The sequence below is a fragment of the Aeromonas sp. QDB34 genome (assembly GCF_027705405.1).
GTDB classification, from domain to species: Bacteria; Pseudomonadota; Gammaproteobacteria; order Enterobacterales; family Aeromonadaceae; genus Aeromonas; species Aeromonas hydrophila.
Window position 1 is genome coordinate 1 of sequence record NZ_JAPDBT010000004.1, and the last position, 15109, is coordinate 15109.

Annotated in this window: 12 protein-coding genes and 1 tRNA gene; 9 read left to right on the forward strand and 4 right to left on the reverse strand. The window is 61.0% G+C overall.

Translation table 11 applies throughout. From position 1 onward, the window contains the following. The first annotated feature begins 78 nt into the window (after window positions 1-78). Together OKC29_RS07685 and hda are read left to right on the forward strand one after the other, a co-directional pair. Entirely contained in the window at window positions 79-1044 is a 966-nt protein-coding gene (locus OKC29_RS07685) for a DUF2066 domain-containing protein (protein WP_270669261.1), read from the forward strand. Between the two features lie 215 nt (window positions 1045-1259). Next, on the forward strand, window positions 1260-1961 hold the full coding sequence (hda, locus tag OKC29_RS07690) for a DnaA inactivator Hda (protein ID WP_016351307.1): 702 nt from the start codon (window positions 1260-1262) through the stop codon (window positions 1959-1961). A gap of 112 nt (window positions 1962-2073) precedes the next feature. On the opposite strand, the gene aceA is transcribed toward hda, so the two are convergent. The 4 genes from aceA to OKC29_RS07710 all read right to left on the reverse strand — a co-directional run bounded on the left by aceA (window position 2074) and on the right by OKC29_RS07710 (window position 6296). Next, window positions 2074-3387, reverse strand: coding sequence for an isocitrate lyase (gene aceA / locus OKC29_RS07695; RefSeq protein WP_011706620.1), 1314 nt, complete (start codon window positions 3385-3387; stop codon window positions 2074-2076). 75 nt (window positions 3388-3462) lie between these two features. After that, window positions 3463-5070: a malate synthase A gene (gene aceB, locus OKC29_RS07700; protein ID WP_011706619.1), complete on the reverse strand. Its 1608-nt coding sequence runs from the start codon at window positions 5068-5070 to the stop codon at window positions 3463-3465. Between the two features lie 716 nt (window positions 5071-5786). Next, entirely contained in the window at window positions 5787-5933 is a 147-nt protein-coding gene (locus OKC29_RS07705; RefSeq protein WP_017409853.1) for a hypothetical protein, read from the reverse strand. Between the two features lie 286 nt (window positions 5934-6219). Further along, a tRNA-Pro gene (locus OKC29_RS07710) sits at window positions 6220-6296 on the reverse strand. Window positions 6297-6568: 272 nt separating this feature from the next. On the opposite strand from OKC29_RS07710, the gene tadA reads away from it, so the two are divergent. The 7 genes from tadA (at window position 6569) to OKC29_RS07745 (ending at window position 15046) form a co-directional block, all read left to right on the forward strand. Next, complete coding sequence (gene tadA / locus OKC29_RS07715) at window positions 6569-7108, forward strand: tRNA adenosine(34) deaminase TadA (RefSeq protein ID WP_085735736.1); 540 nt, start codon at window positions 6569-6571, stop codon at window positions 7106-7108. A gap of 206 nt (window positions 7109-7314) precedes the next feature. Next, window positions 7315-9552: an ABC transporter permease subunit gene (locus OKC29_RS07720; RefSeq protein WP_270669173.1), complete on the forward strand. Its 2238-nt coding sequence runs from the start codon at window positions 7315-7317 to the stop codon at window positions 9550-9552. Window positions 9553-9584: 32 nt separating this feature from the next. Next, window positions 9585-11234, forward strand: coding sequence for a phosphate ABC transporter permease PstA (pstA, locus tag OKC29_RS07725; RefSeq protein ID WP_270669174.1), 1650 nt, complete (start codon window positions 9585-9587; stop codon window positions 11232-11234). A 109-nt stretch (window positions 11235-11343) separates the two neighbouring features. Continuing rightward, complete coding sequence (pstB, locus tag OKC29_RS07730; protein WP_011706615.1) at window positions 11344-12162, forward strand: phosphate ABC transporter ATP-binding protein PstB; 819 nt, start codon at window positions 11344-11346, stop codon at window positions 12160-12162. A gap of 99 nt (window positions 12163-12261) precedes the next feature. Continuing rightward, the gene (gene phoU, locus OKC29_RS07735; protein WP_005334097.1) at window positions 12262-12972 is read left to right on the forward strand and encodes a phosphate signaling complex protein PhoU; all 711 of its coding nucleotides are present in this window, start codon (window positions 12262-12264) and stop codon (window positions 12970-12972) included. Window positions 12973-13164: 192 nt separating this feature from the next. Then, window positions 13165-14484: a hemolysin family protein gene (locus tag OKC29_RS07740; RefSeq protein ID WP_011706614.1), complete on the forward strand. Its 1320-nt coding sequence runs from the start codon at window positions 13165-13167 to the stop codon at window positions 14482-14484. A gap of 19 nt (window positions 14485-14503) precedes the next feature. Beyond that, window positions 14504-15046, forward strand: coding sequence for a hypothetical protein (locus OKC29_RS07745; protein ID WP_024944846.1), 543 nt, complete (start codon window positions 14504-14506; stop codon window positions 15044-15046). Window positions 15047-15109: the final 63 nt, after the last annotated feature.

Consider the following 15109-nt stretch of genomic DNA (forward strand, 5'->3'; position numbering starts at 1 on the left):
TTCGACACTCTTTATCCGCCCCCGGTCTTCACTTTTAAATGGTTCAGGTCAGGCGACAACTATTCTGACACCGGGGGGGTGACCGATCTCTATCAGGGCAAGGCGCCCACCAGCGGCGACATGGCGGCGGCTCAGTCCCAGGCCCTGGGCGAGGTGCTGATCAAGGTGACCGGCAAGCGCGACATTCTGACCCAGCCGGCGGTGGTCAAGGCGCTGGCGGCCCCCGGCGAGTTCGTGCAGCACTACGGTTATCAGGACGTGGGGCCGGTGAAGTTTCTCAAGGCCGATTTCGATGTGGCCAAGGTCAATGCCCTGGTGGCCGAGAGCAAGTTCGCCCTGCTGGGCCCGGCTCGGCCACAAGTGGCCATCTGGCTGGTGATCAATGAAGGGGAGCGGCGCATTCTGCCGGATCAGTCCAGCGATGGCTGGGCTGCCGCCCTGCGTACCCAGGCCCAGGCCATGGGCCTGCCGGTCAGCATTCCCTTGATGGATCTCGATGACAACATGGCGGTCAACGCCACCGACGTCTGGGGCCGTTTCGCCGACCCGATTCTCAAGGCGAGCCAGCGCTATGGTGCCGAGATGGTGGTGCTGGGCAAGCTGACGCCCGATGGCAAGGAGGAGGGCAAGTGGAGCATCGACTGGGGACTCTACGGCCCCAAAGCGGGTGGTGAGCTGAGCGAACTGACCAAGGGCGAGGGCGCCGGTACCCAGGCCGAGGTGGCGCAGACGTTCGCCGATGCCCTGGCAGGCTGGCTGGTGCAGAACTACGGGGTGCGTATCTCCGGTGTCGCCTCCAGCCAGACACTGGTGGTGGAGGGGCTGTCCGGCATCGACGGCATGATCACGGTACAGAAGATGTTGCAGGGGATGGCCAGCGTCACCAAGGTGGAGATTGGCAAACTGGAGGGGGACAAGGTGACCTTCAACCTGAGCCTGCAAGGGGACAAGGCCGAGCTCATCCGCGGGCTGCAGCTGGAGAGCCGGTTGCGCCAGCTGGCGGATACCCCAGAGGGGCTGAGCTATCAATGGTCGCAGCCCTGATCCTGGCGAGGATCCTGACCGGCTGGTCGCGCACAACCAGCGTGAGCTCAAGGTGCGGTTTTTCGCGCCGGCCAAGGAGTAGCCGCTTTCGTTAGCAATGGTCGCAGCCTGGATCCTTTCTGAGGATCCACACCGCCCGGCATCGTCCGGGCGGTTCTCTATCCGCCTTCGCGATGATACACTTGCCCGCAAATATCACAGTCAAAGCCCAACGAGTGAAGCAACCGGCCCAACTGTCTTTAGCCGTACAACTACCGGATGATGAGACCTTCGTCAGTTTTTATCCCGGCAACAATGCTCATCTGATCACCGCTCTCAAAAATGCGGCCATTGGTCAGGGCTCACCTTTCCTCTATTTCTGGGGGGCCAAGGGATCGGGCCGCTCCCATCTGCTGCACGCTACCTGCGCCGAGGTCAATGCCCGCGACGCCGCAGCCGCTTATCTCTCCCTCGATCAGTTCGAACAGCTGGATCCCAGCATGCTCGACGCCCTCGAAAGCCTGCCGCTGGTCTGCCTCGACAGCCTGGAGGCGATCGCCGGCAATGCGCTGTGGGAGCGGGCCCTGTTCGATTTTTACAACCGCTGGCAGGAGAAGGGCGAGGGTACCCTGGTGGTGACCGGTTGCAGCGCGCCGCGCAAACTGGGGCTGCAACTGCCGGATCTCGCCTCGCGGCTGGACTGGGGAGTGAGCTTCCACCTCGACGAGCTGGACGACGAAGGCAAGCTCAGTGCCCTGCAGCTGCGTGCCGAGCTGCGGGGCTTCAAACTGCCCATCGATGTGGGCCGCTTCCTGCTCAACCGTCTCTCGCGCGACATGCGTACCCTGCTCACCACTCTCAATCAGCTCGACAACGCCTCCTTCCGTGCCAAGCGCAAGCTGACCATCCCCTTTGTCAAAGAGATCCTCGAGCTCTGAGCCCTTCGGGTGTACTTGAGCGCGAGCGACGCCGAGGCAATGAATAAAAAGAAACCCCGGCCACTGGCCGGGGTTTTGCTATCTCAAGGACTCTCTCAAAGAGTGCTACCTATCAGTGGAACTGATCTTCTTCGGTGGAGCCGGTCAGCGCGGTCACCGAGGATTGGCCGCCCTGAATGACGGTGGTCACCTTGTCGAAGTAACCGGTACCCACTTCCTGCTGGTGTGCCACGAAGGTGTAGCCCCGCTCGGCAGCGGCGAACTCGGGCTGCTGCACCATCTCGACATAGTGCTTCATCCCTTCGCCACGGGCGTACTGGTAGGCCAGCTCGTACATGTGGAACCACATGTTGTGGATGCCCGCCAGGGTGATGAACTGGTACTTGTAGCCCATGTCGGACAGCTCCTGCTGGAAGCGGGCGATGGTGGCATCGTCCAGGTTCTTCTTCCAGTTGAAGCTCGGCGAGCAGTTGTAGGCCAGGATCTTGTCCGGGTACTGGGCCTTGATGGCTTCGGCAAACTTGCGTGCCTCGTCCAGATCCGGCTTGGCGGTTTCGCACCACACCATGTCGGCGTAAGGGGCATAGGCTAGACCACGGGAGATGGCTTGCTCGATACCGGCCTGCACCTTGTAGAAGCCTTCTGAGGTGCGCTCACCGGTCAGGAAGCCGGCATCGTACGGATCGGCGTCCGTGGTCAGCAGGTCGGCGGCGTTGGCGTCGGTACGGGCGATCACCAGGGTGGTGGTGCCGCAGACGTCGGCTGCCAGACGGGCCGCGATCAATTTCTGCACCGCTTCCTGGCTCGGTACCAGTACCTTGCCACCCATATGGCCGCATTTTTTCACTGATGCCAGCTGATCTTCGAAGTGCACGCCGGCGGCGCCCGCTTCAATCATCCCCTTCATCAGCTCGAAGGCGTTCAGCACGCCGCCGAAACCGGCTTCGGCATCCGCTACGATGGGCAGGAAGTAGTCGATGAAGCCCTTGTCCTGCGGGCCCACCTTGTTGGCCCACTGGATCTGGTCGGCACGGGCGAAGGAGTTGTTGATGCGCTCCACCACCGACGGCACCGAGTTGGCCGGGTAGAGGGACTGATCCGGGTACATGGTGGAGGAGAGGTTGTTGTCCGCCGCCACCTGCCAGCCGGAGAGGTAAATTGCCTCGATGCCCGCCTTGGCCTGTTGCACCGCCTGACCGCCGGTCAGCGCGCCGAGGCAGTTTACATAGCCTTTCTTGGCGCCGCCGTGGATCAGTTCCCACAGTTTGTCGGCACCGCGCTGGGCCAGGGTGTGCACCGGTTGCAGGCTGCCACGCAGGTTTACCACGTCTTCGGCGCTGTAGCCGCGCTTGATCCCTTTCCAGCGGGGGTTTTCCGCCCAGTCTTTCTCGATAGCCTGGATCTGTTGCTCACGGGTCAGTGCCATATCAGTTCCCTCTTTCATTGATTTCACGTTTCCATTGACTTGTTATTGGCGAGCCCCGCTGGGGAGGCCCGTAGTTCAGAGCCGCTCGTAACCGGGCAGCGTCAGAAAATCGATCAGCGTATCGGCGCAGGTGATCTGTTCCATCAGCTCGCTCGCCTCGGCGAAGCGGCCTGCCTGCCAACGCTCGGCCCCCACTTCGGCTTTGACCACCTCCTGCTCCTCGGCCAGCATCTGGCGGAACAGATCCTTGGTCACCACCTTGCCGTTCGACAGGCTCTTGCCGTGGCGGATCCACTGCCAGATGGAGGTGCGGGAGATCTCGGCGGTGGCGGCGTCTTCCATCAGACCGTAGATGGGGACACAGCCGTTGCCGTTGATCCAGGCTTCCAGGTATTGCAGCGCCACCCGGATGTTGGTGCGCATGCCCGCCTCGGTGCGCTCACCCTCGCAGGGGGCGAGCAGCTCGGCGGCCGTGATGGGGGCATCCTGCTCGCGCAGCACGCCTATCTGGTTGCTGGCGCCAGCCGGGATGGCGGCGTTGAACACCGCCATGGCGGTATCGGCAAGGCCGGGGTGGGCCACCCAGGTACCGTCGTGGCCGTTGTTGGCTTCACGCTCTTTATCCGCCTTCACCTTGGCAAATACCTGTTCATTCACGGCAGGATCTTTCGCCGGGATAAAGGCCGCCATGCCACCCATCGCCAGCGCGCCGCGCTTGTGGCAGGTCTTGATCAGCAGCCGCGAATAGGCGGACAGGAACGGTTTGTCCATGGTCACGACCTGGCGGTCCGGCAGGACGCGATCGGGGTGGTTCTTCAAAGTTTTGATGTAGCTGAAGATGTAATCCCAGCGGCCGCAGTTGAGGGCGACGATGTGATCCTTCATCTGATAGAGCAGCTCGTCCATCTCGAACACCGCTGGCAGGGTTTCGATGAGCACGGTGGCCTTGATGGTGCCGCGGGGCAGGCCGAATTTGTCCTCGGTCCAGGCGAACACTTCACTCCACCAGCGCCCTTCCAGATGGCTCTGCAGCTTGGGTACGTAGAAGTAGGGGCCAGAGCCCTTGGCCAGCAGTGCCTGATAGTTGTGCAGGAAGTAGAGAGCGAAGTCGAACAGGCCGCCGGGAATGGGGGCGCCATCGAAGGTGACATGTTTTTCCGGCAGATGCAGACCGCGCACCCGGCAGATAAGCACGGCCGGATCGGCGTTCAGGGTATAAGCCTTCCCTTCCGGGCTGGTGTAGGAGACGGTGCCGTTGACCGCATCGCGCAGGTTGATCTGACCCTCGATCACCTTGTTCCAGGCCGGTGCCAGCGAATCCTCGAAGTCCGCCATGAACACCTTGACGTTGGCGTTGAGGGCGTTGATCACCATCTTGCGCTCGACCGGGCCGGTGATCTCCACGCGGCGATCTTGCAGGTCGGCGGGAATGCCGCGCACCGTCCAGTCTCCGGCGCGGATGTGGGCGGTTTCAGGCAGAAAATCGGGCAGCTCGCCGCCGTCGATGCGGGCCTGGCGCGCCACACGTTGTTTCAATAATTCGTCCCGTTGGGGAGCAAAGCGTTCCACCAGTTCGGATACCAGGGCCACCGCATCCGGCGTCAGAATTTGCGCGTAATCGGGATGCGTCTCGCCCTGGATGCGCAGACGAGCGCTGCAGTGGGTCTGGGCCGGTGCCGACATAGGGTTCACTCCTTTGAGAATTACATTTTGAACTAATTAACTACGACTAAAGTCGATCCCTGTTTTTTCAAACTTCCCGTAACAACGGGGTAACACGATTCATAAGGTGCGAAATATTGCTCTATTCGTCAACAGGTTTTTTAAAACGCACGTTTTGGGCATGATGTTAAGTGGATGTTTATAAAGAACTTATGTGATTAGCGTAAAAACTCTATGCAGATGGTTATGCTCTTGTTTTTCATCCCCTGCCGGTGGCGGGTGGTGAGGGGGGATAGGGATGCCGGCATGTAAGTTATTACGTAATAAAATTACAAATGCAAAAACAAATCCCGACCTAACTCCAAGCTTCTAAAAAACACACGTATGAAATGAAAGATGTAAACCCAGCAGGCATATAACTCCTGCTGACATTAAGGAGAGAACGTTTGTTTAAAACAACCCAGGCTAAAAGGGGTCGAATGGGATCTGGTCGGCAGAGGATGAGAAAGTGAGGCGCAATAACGTAGGTTTGTATCACTTGGGTGGATGAGGCGCCTGGGGGCGGGGAGGGGATGTTGCAGTGGATATGACTACTGTCGTTTAGTTATTTAGCATTTTATTGTTATTTGTGTCAGCGGGCCATCCTGGCCCTCAAAGGAGGTAAAACGGGGCGCCATTTCCAGTGCCACTGCCATTTTCTCACGGTAGTTCAAGAGCTGCATGTCTGCGTCGTCGGCTCAGTAATCGTCGTCCGGGGCCGCCAGATCGACGACATCGAGCCGCACGACCGGGCCGTGTTCGGTCGCATACTGATTGGTTGCGGACTCGGTAGCCGGCTGGGGCAGAGGGGCGTACTCGGGTTGTGTGTCAACTGCTTTGGTCATGGGTGCTTGCCTCATTGATTGCAAGCCGGTCGGTGACTCCATCACCCGCGCTCCCACCTCCCTGTTTGAACTGCCGGCGGAAAAGTTGCGTATCCTAGCGGGACTCTTGAAAGGTTTCAAGTGGTTCTGAATGAAATTTGTACCACAACTGTGTGGTGACTCTGCGACAGGTTCACCCAGGAAGAGCGTTCAGCGGGTCGGCTGACGCGCTACGACAGTGGTGGCGGAAATATAAAACAGGCAAAAAAATAGCCCAGTCGCGAGACTGGGCTATTTTCGGGGAAATTGGTCGGTGTGAGAGGATTCGAACCTCCGACCCTCTACACCCCATGCAGATGCGCTACCTGGCTGCGCTACACACCGACGAGGTCAGTTCGAGCTGACGGAGGGAAGTCTAATGATCTGAGCAAATGGGTGCAACTCCTTTTTTATCAGGGAGATGCTGACTGCTTCTTTATTGTGCAGGCAAGATGCGACTTGGGGCTGTGGCGCAGATTTGGCATAATCGCCGCCCCGTATTGTGGGGATCCCGCCATCATGCTGCTTGGCGGTGTTACCCGGTTGCGGCCAATGGTCGGCAGGCAATCAAGCTGCAAGTGCATCGCCGACAACCCGTCACAGAGAGGAACCAGGGTGTGAAACCATCAGACGTCACAGAATCAGTGAGCCAGCGCGAGCAGGATGAACGCTGGATGCGCCATGCCATGGCGTTGGCCGAAAGGGCGGAGGGGATCGGCGAGATCCCGGTCGGGGCCGTGCTGATACTGGGTGACGAGATCGTGGGGGAGGGGTGGAACCGCTCCATCAGCGAGCACGATGCCTGTGCCCATGCCGAAGTGATGGCGATCCGGGCCGCCGGCGTTCGGCTGCAAAACTACCGTCTGCTCGATACCACCCTCTATGTGACGCTGGAGCCCTGCTGCATGTGCGCCGGTGCCCTCATCCACAGCCGGGTCAAGCGGGTAGTCTACGGTGCCCGTGACCTCAAGACCGGCGCGGCGGGCTCGGTGTTCGAAATATTGCAGGACCCGCGCCATAACCATGGGGTTGAACTGACCGGCGGTGTGCTGGCCGATGCGTGCTCGGCCCAGTTGTCGGATTTCTTTCGGCGGCGGCGCGCCGAGAAAAAGGCCGCCAGATTGGCACTGCAACAAAGCGGCGGCCCCGCCGACTGAGAACGGCGAAGTCGGCGAGGCCGCCTTCGCGTTTTATACTTTCCTGTATCTTCTTGTAAAACAGATGGTTGGCAATGCTGTTTGCCAGCGGATCCTGGTCTGAATTCCCCTTCAAAATAACCTCTTCCCAGAGGGCCTTGATGTAACAAAACTGTCATGCAACCGCCATATAATGCCGCCAAGCCTAGCTCACATTGAGGTTTTGCATGTCATCGGAATCGATAAACTTAGGTATGGCGGGCAGCAGAAAGCGCCGTATCAAGGATAAGTTGGCCAAGTACGGGGTCACCACGGGTGGTGCTCTGGTGCTGGTTGCTCTGTTGCTCATTTTCTTTTATCTGCTCTATGTGGTGAAACCCATCTTCAATGGCGCCACGATGGAGCCGACCGCGTCATTTACCTTGCCCGTGGCGGGCAAGACCGCCTGGCTCGGGGTGGAAGAGCAGAACGAGATTGGCTATCGCTTCAGCGACAAAGGCCAGGTCAACTTCTTCGCCGTCCAGGGGGATGGCAAGGTCAAGGTGGGCCAGGTGCTGGGTCAGGCACAGGTGAAGGGTGACATCACCGCCGTCGCCCCGCCCGCGCCAGGCCAGAAGCTCATCGCCTATGGTTTCGCCGATGGCAAGGCCCAGGTGGTGCAGCCCTATTTCAAGGTCTCCTATCCCAACGACGTGCGGGTCATCGAGCCCAGCCTGCAGTCCCCCTTCGGTGAAGAACCGGTGGTGGTGGACCCCCAGGGCAAAGCGCTGACGCTCATGGTGTTTGAAGCCACCAAGGACAAGATGGCCACCGCCGCCGTGACCGCCGATGGTCGTGGCGTGATGGCGGTGATGAGCGGCGAGGAGAACTTCCTCTCCGGTGACATCGAGTGGAGCGCCCAGAACTACGGCATCCCGTCCCTGCCGCGTCATGTGGATCAGATGTTGCTGACCCCCAACCTGCGCATTCTGTTCGTGCGCGAAGGCAACCGCCTCTCCGTCTACGACATTCACAACCTCAATGACATCTCTCTGCGCGATGTCATGGAGATCAATGCCCCCAACGCCAACGTGACCCGGGTCGAGCTGCTCTCCGGTGCCTCCTCCCTGCTGGTGGGCAACGACAACGGCGTCATCTCCCAGTGGTTCGAAGTGGCCCGGGATGGCAAGCGCCAGTTCACCCAGATCCGTGACTTCAAGGGCGATGGTGCCGTGGCGCAGCTGACCCCGGAGCACTTTCGCAAGGGCTTCATCAGTGCCGACAAAGAGGGCACCGTCAGCTTCTTCCACGCCACCGGCGAGACCAAGCTGCTGAGCGAGAAGGTGGAGGGCGGCGCCCTGTCGGCCCTGGCCATCTCCCCCCGTCACAACGTGCTGCTGATGCAGCAGGGCGATGCCTTCAAGCTGTTCGCGGTGGAGAACGAGCACCCCGAGGTGACCTGGTCGGCCCTCTGGCAACAGGTGTGGTATGAAGGCTATCCCGAGCCCCAGTACGTGTGGCAGTCCACCTCCGCCAGCAACGACTTCGAAGCCAAGCTGAGCCTGGTGCCGCTGGTGTTCGGTACCCTCAAGGCCTCCTTCTATGCCATGGTGTTTGCGGTGCCGCTCGGCGTCGCCGGTGCCATCTACACCGCCTACTTCATGTCGGCGGGGCTGCGCAAATACGTCAAGCCGACCGTCGAGATCATGGCGGCGCTGCCGACCGTTATCCTGGGCTTCCTGGCCGGTCTGTGGCTGGCACCCATCATCGAGGGGGCGCTGCCCGGCGTGGTGTTGCTGCTGATCCTGCTGCCGATGGGGATGCTGCTGACCGCCTTGATCTGGAACTACCTGCCGGAGCGCGGCAAATCCTGGCTGCCGGAAGGGTGGCACGCCATCTTGCTGATCCCGGTGCTGCTGCTGATTGGCTGGGGCGCCTTCGCGGTGAGCCCGCTCATCGAGAACGCCTTCATGCACGGCGATTCGCGCATCTGGCTGACCCACGAGATGGGCATCAAGTTCGACCAGCGCAACTCGCTGGTGGTGGGCATCGCCATGGGCTTCGCGGTCATTCCGACCATCTTCTCCATCGCCGAAGACGCGGTCTTCTCGGTGCCCAAGCACCTCACCCAGGGCTCGCTGGCGCTGGGGGCTACCCCCTGGCAGACCCTGAGCCGGGTAGTGATCCTCACCGCGAGCCCGGGCATCTTCTCGGCGGTGATGATGGGCCTTGGCCGCGCCGTGGGCGAGACCATGATAGTGCTGATGGCCACCGGCAACACGCCCATCATGGACTTCTCCATGTTCCAGGGGCTGCGTACCCTGGCCGCCAACATCGCGGTGGAGATGCCGGAATCGGAAGTGGGCAGCTCGCACTATCGGGTGCTGTTCCTCGCTGCCTTCGTGCTGTTCGTGTTCACCTTCTTGTTCAATACCCTGGCCGAGTTCATCCGTCAGCGGTTGCGTGAAAAATATAGCTCTCTGTGATGGGCTGCTCTGAAAGGACCGAGGAATCGACAATGGGTAAGTGGTTTAAATCGGGGGCCCCCTGGATCTGGATGACCGGCGGCGCCGTCAGTCTGAGTCTGGTAGCGGTACTGGGTCTGCTGCTGCTGATCGGCTGGCGTGGGCTGGTCTACTTCTGGCCCCATCCCATCTATGAGTGGCAACTGGAAGACGCCCAGGGCAACAAGAGCGTGCTGATCGGCGAAATCAACGACCGCGAGCTGGTGCCGGTAGAGCGGCTGCGGGCCGCCGGCCTGCCGCTGGAGGGGGAAGAGCGCGAGCTGCTGACCCGCTATCTTGTCAAGACCGGCAACCGCGAGTTCGTCGACCTGGACTTTCGCTGGGTGCTGGAGACCGACATCAAGTCCCAGAGCCTGCCGACCGAGCTGGCCATGGTGGAGCGTGCCACCAACGGCAACTTCTACGGCTACATCGTCGGGGTGAAAGAAGATGGCAAGGCGCTGACCGAGAACCTGCATCCTGCCCTGCAGCGGGTGCTGGCGCGGGCCAACGGTCTCTCCGAGCAGGCCGACGATCTGCAAAAAGGGGACATCGGCAGCATCAACTATCAGCTGGAGCGGCTGCGCCTCAAAGAGCGCAAGGCCGAGCTGGACGACAAGCTGACCGATCAGCTTAAAGCCGAGTTGGCGAGCGAGCGTCAGGCCCTCAACGACCGTTATCAGGTGCTGGAAAAAGAGCTGTTCTCCCTGCGTGCCCAGGCGGATAGAGACAGCATCACGGTCAAGGACATGCGCGGTGAACTGGTGTCCATGCCCATGTCCAAGGTGCTGGACGTGGTGTGGCCCAACGACATGAGTCTGCCGGCCAAGGTAGGCTACTGGTTCCACCAGATCGGCAAGTTCGTCTCCGACGATCCGCGCGAGGCCAACACCGAGGGCGGGGTGTTCCCGGCCATCTTCGGCACCGTGTTCATGGTGTTCCTGATGGCGATCATCGTGACTCCGCTCGGCGTGGTGGCGGCGGTCTACCTGCACGAATACGCGGGCAAGAACAGCCTGACCAAGATCATCCGCATCGCGGTGATCAACCTGGCGGGCGTGCCCTCCATCGTGTACGGCGTGTTCGGTCTGGGCTTCTTCGTCTACACCCTCGGTGGTTCGCTGGACCAGCTGTTCTATCCGGAAGCGCTGCCGAGCCCGACCTTTGGCTCCCCCGGTGTCATCTGGTCGGCGCTGACCCTGGCCATCCTGACCCTGCCGGTGGTGATCGTCTCCACCGAAGAGGGGCTGGCCCGGATCCCGAGCACCATCCGTCAGGGCTCGCTGGCACTGGGGGCCACCCAGGCCGAGACCCTGTGGCGTATCGTGCTGCCGATGGCGAGCCCGGCCATCATGACCGGCCTTATTCTGGCCATCGCCCGTGCGGCCGGTGAAGTGGCGCCGCTGATGCTGGTGGGGGTGGTGAAACTGGCACCGACCCTGCCGATGGACGGCAACTTCCCGTACCTGCACGTGGAGCGCAAGTTCATGCACCTGGGCTTCCACATCTATGACGTCGGCTTCCAGAGCCCCAACGTCGAGGCAGCGCGCCCGCTGGTGTACGCCACCTCCTTCCTGCTGGTGACGGTGATCGTCGGCCTCAACCTGACGGCCATCGGTATCCGCAACCACTTGCGTGAAAAATTCCGGTCGCTGGAACATTGATAGACCAGCACCACAGAGACGGGCAGGGAACGGGGTTCCCTGCCAGCCAAGCGTTCCGGCCGCGGGCAATGAGAGTGCCCGCCGCCACCGACAGATTTTGAGGTAACAGATGATCAACGTAACGACCGCATCCAGCCAGCACACCGCGACCGACCTGCTCAACCTGAGCCCGGAGCAGACCGCGCTGGAAGTGAAGGATCTCAACCTGTACTACGGCAACAAACAGGCGCTGTTCAACGTCAACATGAAGATCCCCAAGGGCCAGGTCACCGCCTTTATCGGCCCCTCCGGCTGCGGCAAGTCCACTCTGCTGCGCTGCATCAACCGGATGAACGATCTGGTGGAGATCTGCCGCATCGAGGGCGAAATCCAGCTGCACGGTCACAACATCTACGACAAGAGCGTCGATGTCTCCGCCCTGCGTCGTCAGGTGGGCATGGTGTTCCAGCGCCCCAACCCCTTCCCCAAGTCCATCTACGAGAACGTGGTCTATGGCCTGCGCCTGCAGGGCATCAACGACCGCCGCACCCTGGACGAGGCGGCCGAGCGCTCCCTGCGCGGTGCGGCCCTGTGGGACGAGGTGAAGGATCGGCTGCACGACAACGCCTTCGGCCTCTCCGGTGGTCAGCAGCAGCGACTGGTGATTGCCCGTGCCATCGCCATCGAGCCGGAAGTGCTGCTGCTCGATGAACCGACCTCGGCGCTCGACCCCATCTCCACCCTCACCATCGAGGAGCTGATCAACGAGCTCAAGAGCCAGTTCACCGTGGTGATCGTGACCCACAACATGCAGCAGGCGGCGCGGGTGTCGGATCAGACCGCTTTCATGTACATGGGCGAGCTCATCGAGTACTCGGACACCAACACCATCTTCACCACCCCGGCCAAGAAGAAGACCGAAGACTACATCACCGGTCGTTACGGCTAAGGGATGTTGGCGATGGAGATGAGCAAGATGAGCATCAACAAACAGATTACCGGTCAGTTCAACGACTAAGGCATACTCGGAGCATCAAGGATTATTTGTATGGACAATATGAACCTCAACAAACACATCTCCGGTCAGTTCAATGCCGAGCTCGAGAGCGTGCGCAACCAGGTGCTGGTGATGGGCGGGCTGGTGGAGCAGCAGCTGACCGACGCCATCGCGGCGATCCACGATCAGGATCTGGACGCGGCGCGCAAGATCGTGGCCAACGACCACAAGGTCAACGCCATGGAAGTGGCGATCGACGAGGAGTGCACCCGCATCATCGCCAAGCGCCAGCCCACCGCCTCCGACCTGCGGCTGGTGATGGCCATCATCAAGACCATCACCGATCTCGAGCGCATCGGCGATGTGGCGGACAAGATCGCCCGCATGCTGACCGACAACGCCAACAAGCCGCAGCCGCCGCTGGTGTCGCTGGAGAACATGGGGCGCCGCACCATCAAGATGCTGCACGACGTGCTGGACGCCTTCGCCCGCATGGATCTGGACGCGGCGTTGGCGGTCTACAAGGAAGATGACAAGGTGGACCGAGAGTACGAGTCCATCATTCGCGAGCTGATGACCTACATGATGGAAGATCCGCGTACCATACCTCAGGTGCTCAACGTGCTGTGGGCGGCGCGGGCCATCGAACGGGTAGGGGATCGCTGCCAGCACATCTGCGAGTACATCGTCTATTACGTCAAGGGCAAGGATGTGCGCCACACCAAGGCGGACGATCTGGGCACCCTGCTGGGGAAAGGGTGAGTCTGAGATGAATAAAAAGGCGCTTTGAGCGCCTTTTTTGTTGCCTTTTCAGTCAGTGCAAGATATCGCCACCCGCTTGGCGCTTTTCTGCTAGAATATGCCCCCTGTGTGAGTCCCGGATTGACTCACGGTCCGGCCCCCCGGACCCAGTTTGCCGTCTTGTGCTAAGGCGGCTGTTGCAATAGGTTAATCATGAGTTTTGCCGATAGTTTATTTTTCCTGATGCTGCTGGTCGCCGGCAGCGTGTTCTTCTCTCTCTCCGAGATCTCCCTCGCCGCCTCCCGCAAGATCAAGTTGCAGGTGATGGCCGATGAGGGCAACCGCCATGCCGAAAAGGTACTGGCACTGCAGGCCCAGCCGGGCAACTTCTTTACCGTGGTGCAGATCGGGCTCAACACCGTCGCCATCCTGGGCGGTATCCTGGGCGAGTCTGCCCTGAACCCGGCCATCAAGGAGTTCATCTCCGAGTTCTATCAGGGGCCCTGGCTTGGCGAGATCAGCTCGGCTGCCTCCTTCGTGTTCGTCACCGGCATGTTCATCCTGATCGCCGATCTGATGCCCAAGCGCCTCGCCATGACCATGCCGGAGCGGATCGCCGTGGTGGTGGTGCGCCCCATGCTGCTGTGCGTCACCCTGCTGATGCCGCTGGTGTGGCTGTTCAACGGCATGGCCAACGGCCTGTTCCGCCTGCTGCGCATCTCCATGGTGCGCAACGACGAGATCACCTCCGACGACATCTATGCGGTGATGGATGCGGGCGCCGAAGCGGGCGTCATCCAGCGCGAGGAGCACCAGCTCATCGAGAACGTGTTCGAGCTGCAGTCCCTCGGCGTCACCTCCGCCATGACCGCGCGCGAGAGCCTCATCTACTTCACCCTGCAAGAGGGCGAGGAGAGCATCAAGGCCAAGATTGCGGAGCACCCCCACAACAAGTTCCTGGTGTGTGACCACAACCTCGACAGCATCAAGGGCTTCGTCGACTCCAAGGAGCTGCTGATCCGGGTCATCAGCGGCCAGAGCATCGATCTCAACAGCGGCTCGCTGGTGCAGAATGTCATCATCATTCCCGACACCCTCAACCTCTACGAGGCGATGGAGTACTTCAAGAACCATCGTGGCGATTTTGCCGTGGTGATGAACGAGTACGCTCTGGTGGTGGGGATCGTCACCATGAACGACCTGATGAGCACCGTCATGGGCGAGTGGGCCACCCACGTGGTGGAAGAGCAGATCGTGCAGCGGGACGAGAACTCCTGGCTGGTGGACGGGGTGACCCCCATCTCCGACGTGATGCGCGCCTTCGACATCGAGGAGTTCCCGGAAAACCAGAATTATGAAACCATCGCCGGCTTCATCATGTACATGCTGCGCAAGATCCCCAAGCGAACCGACTCGGTCAAATACGCCGGTTACAAGTTCGAAGTGGTGGACATCGACAGCTACAAGATTGACCAGCTGCTGGTCACCCGGGTCGAGCCCACGCCGGCCGAGAAACCCGCTCAGGAATCGTAAAAGGAGCTAGTTAGCAATCATGAAGATGCAGTCTCATTCCCGTGCGCTGGCCTGTGTGGCGCTCGCCCTGGCACTCGGTGCCTGCAGCCAGAGCGCGCCGCGCAAGGCCACCACAGTCGCCAAACCGGCAGCCCCCAAGGCGGCCGTGGTCGTGCCGCAGCAGGACCCGGATGCGGTGGTGCAAAGCGCCGTGGCGGAGCCGAGCCCGGTGTTCGACGAGGAGTATCACGGCCCGGATCAAGGATCGCTCGAGTCGGTGACCGCCCTGTTTGCCCGTGGCTACATCGAATCGGCCATGCGCGAGACCATGCTGGCGGCGGTGCACAGCGACTACCCGCTGCTCGGCATGCGGGACGTGCGCCTGACCGATCCGGTGGCCAAGTTCCTCACCTCCGCCCAGGCACGCACCACGGCTCACGACTACCTCTATGCCGGGGTGCAGCGCCGGTTGGGCCGCCCGCTCAGCCCCGCCCAGTGGGAGCAGATCTGGCAGGGATATCCCCAGCAGGGTCGGGTGTCCGACTGGGTCAAACAGACCAAGCGGGTACTGGCCGGGCGTTGAGCCGCCAGATCATCTGTTGCCACAAGAGGCCACCTTCGGGTGGCCTCTTGTCGTTTCTCATCC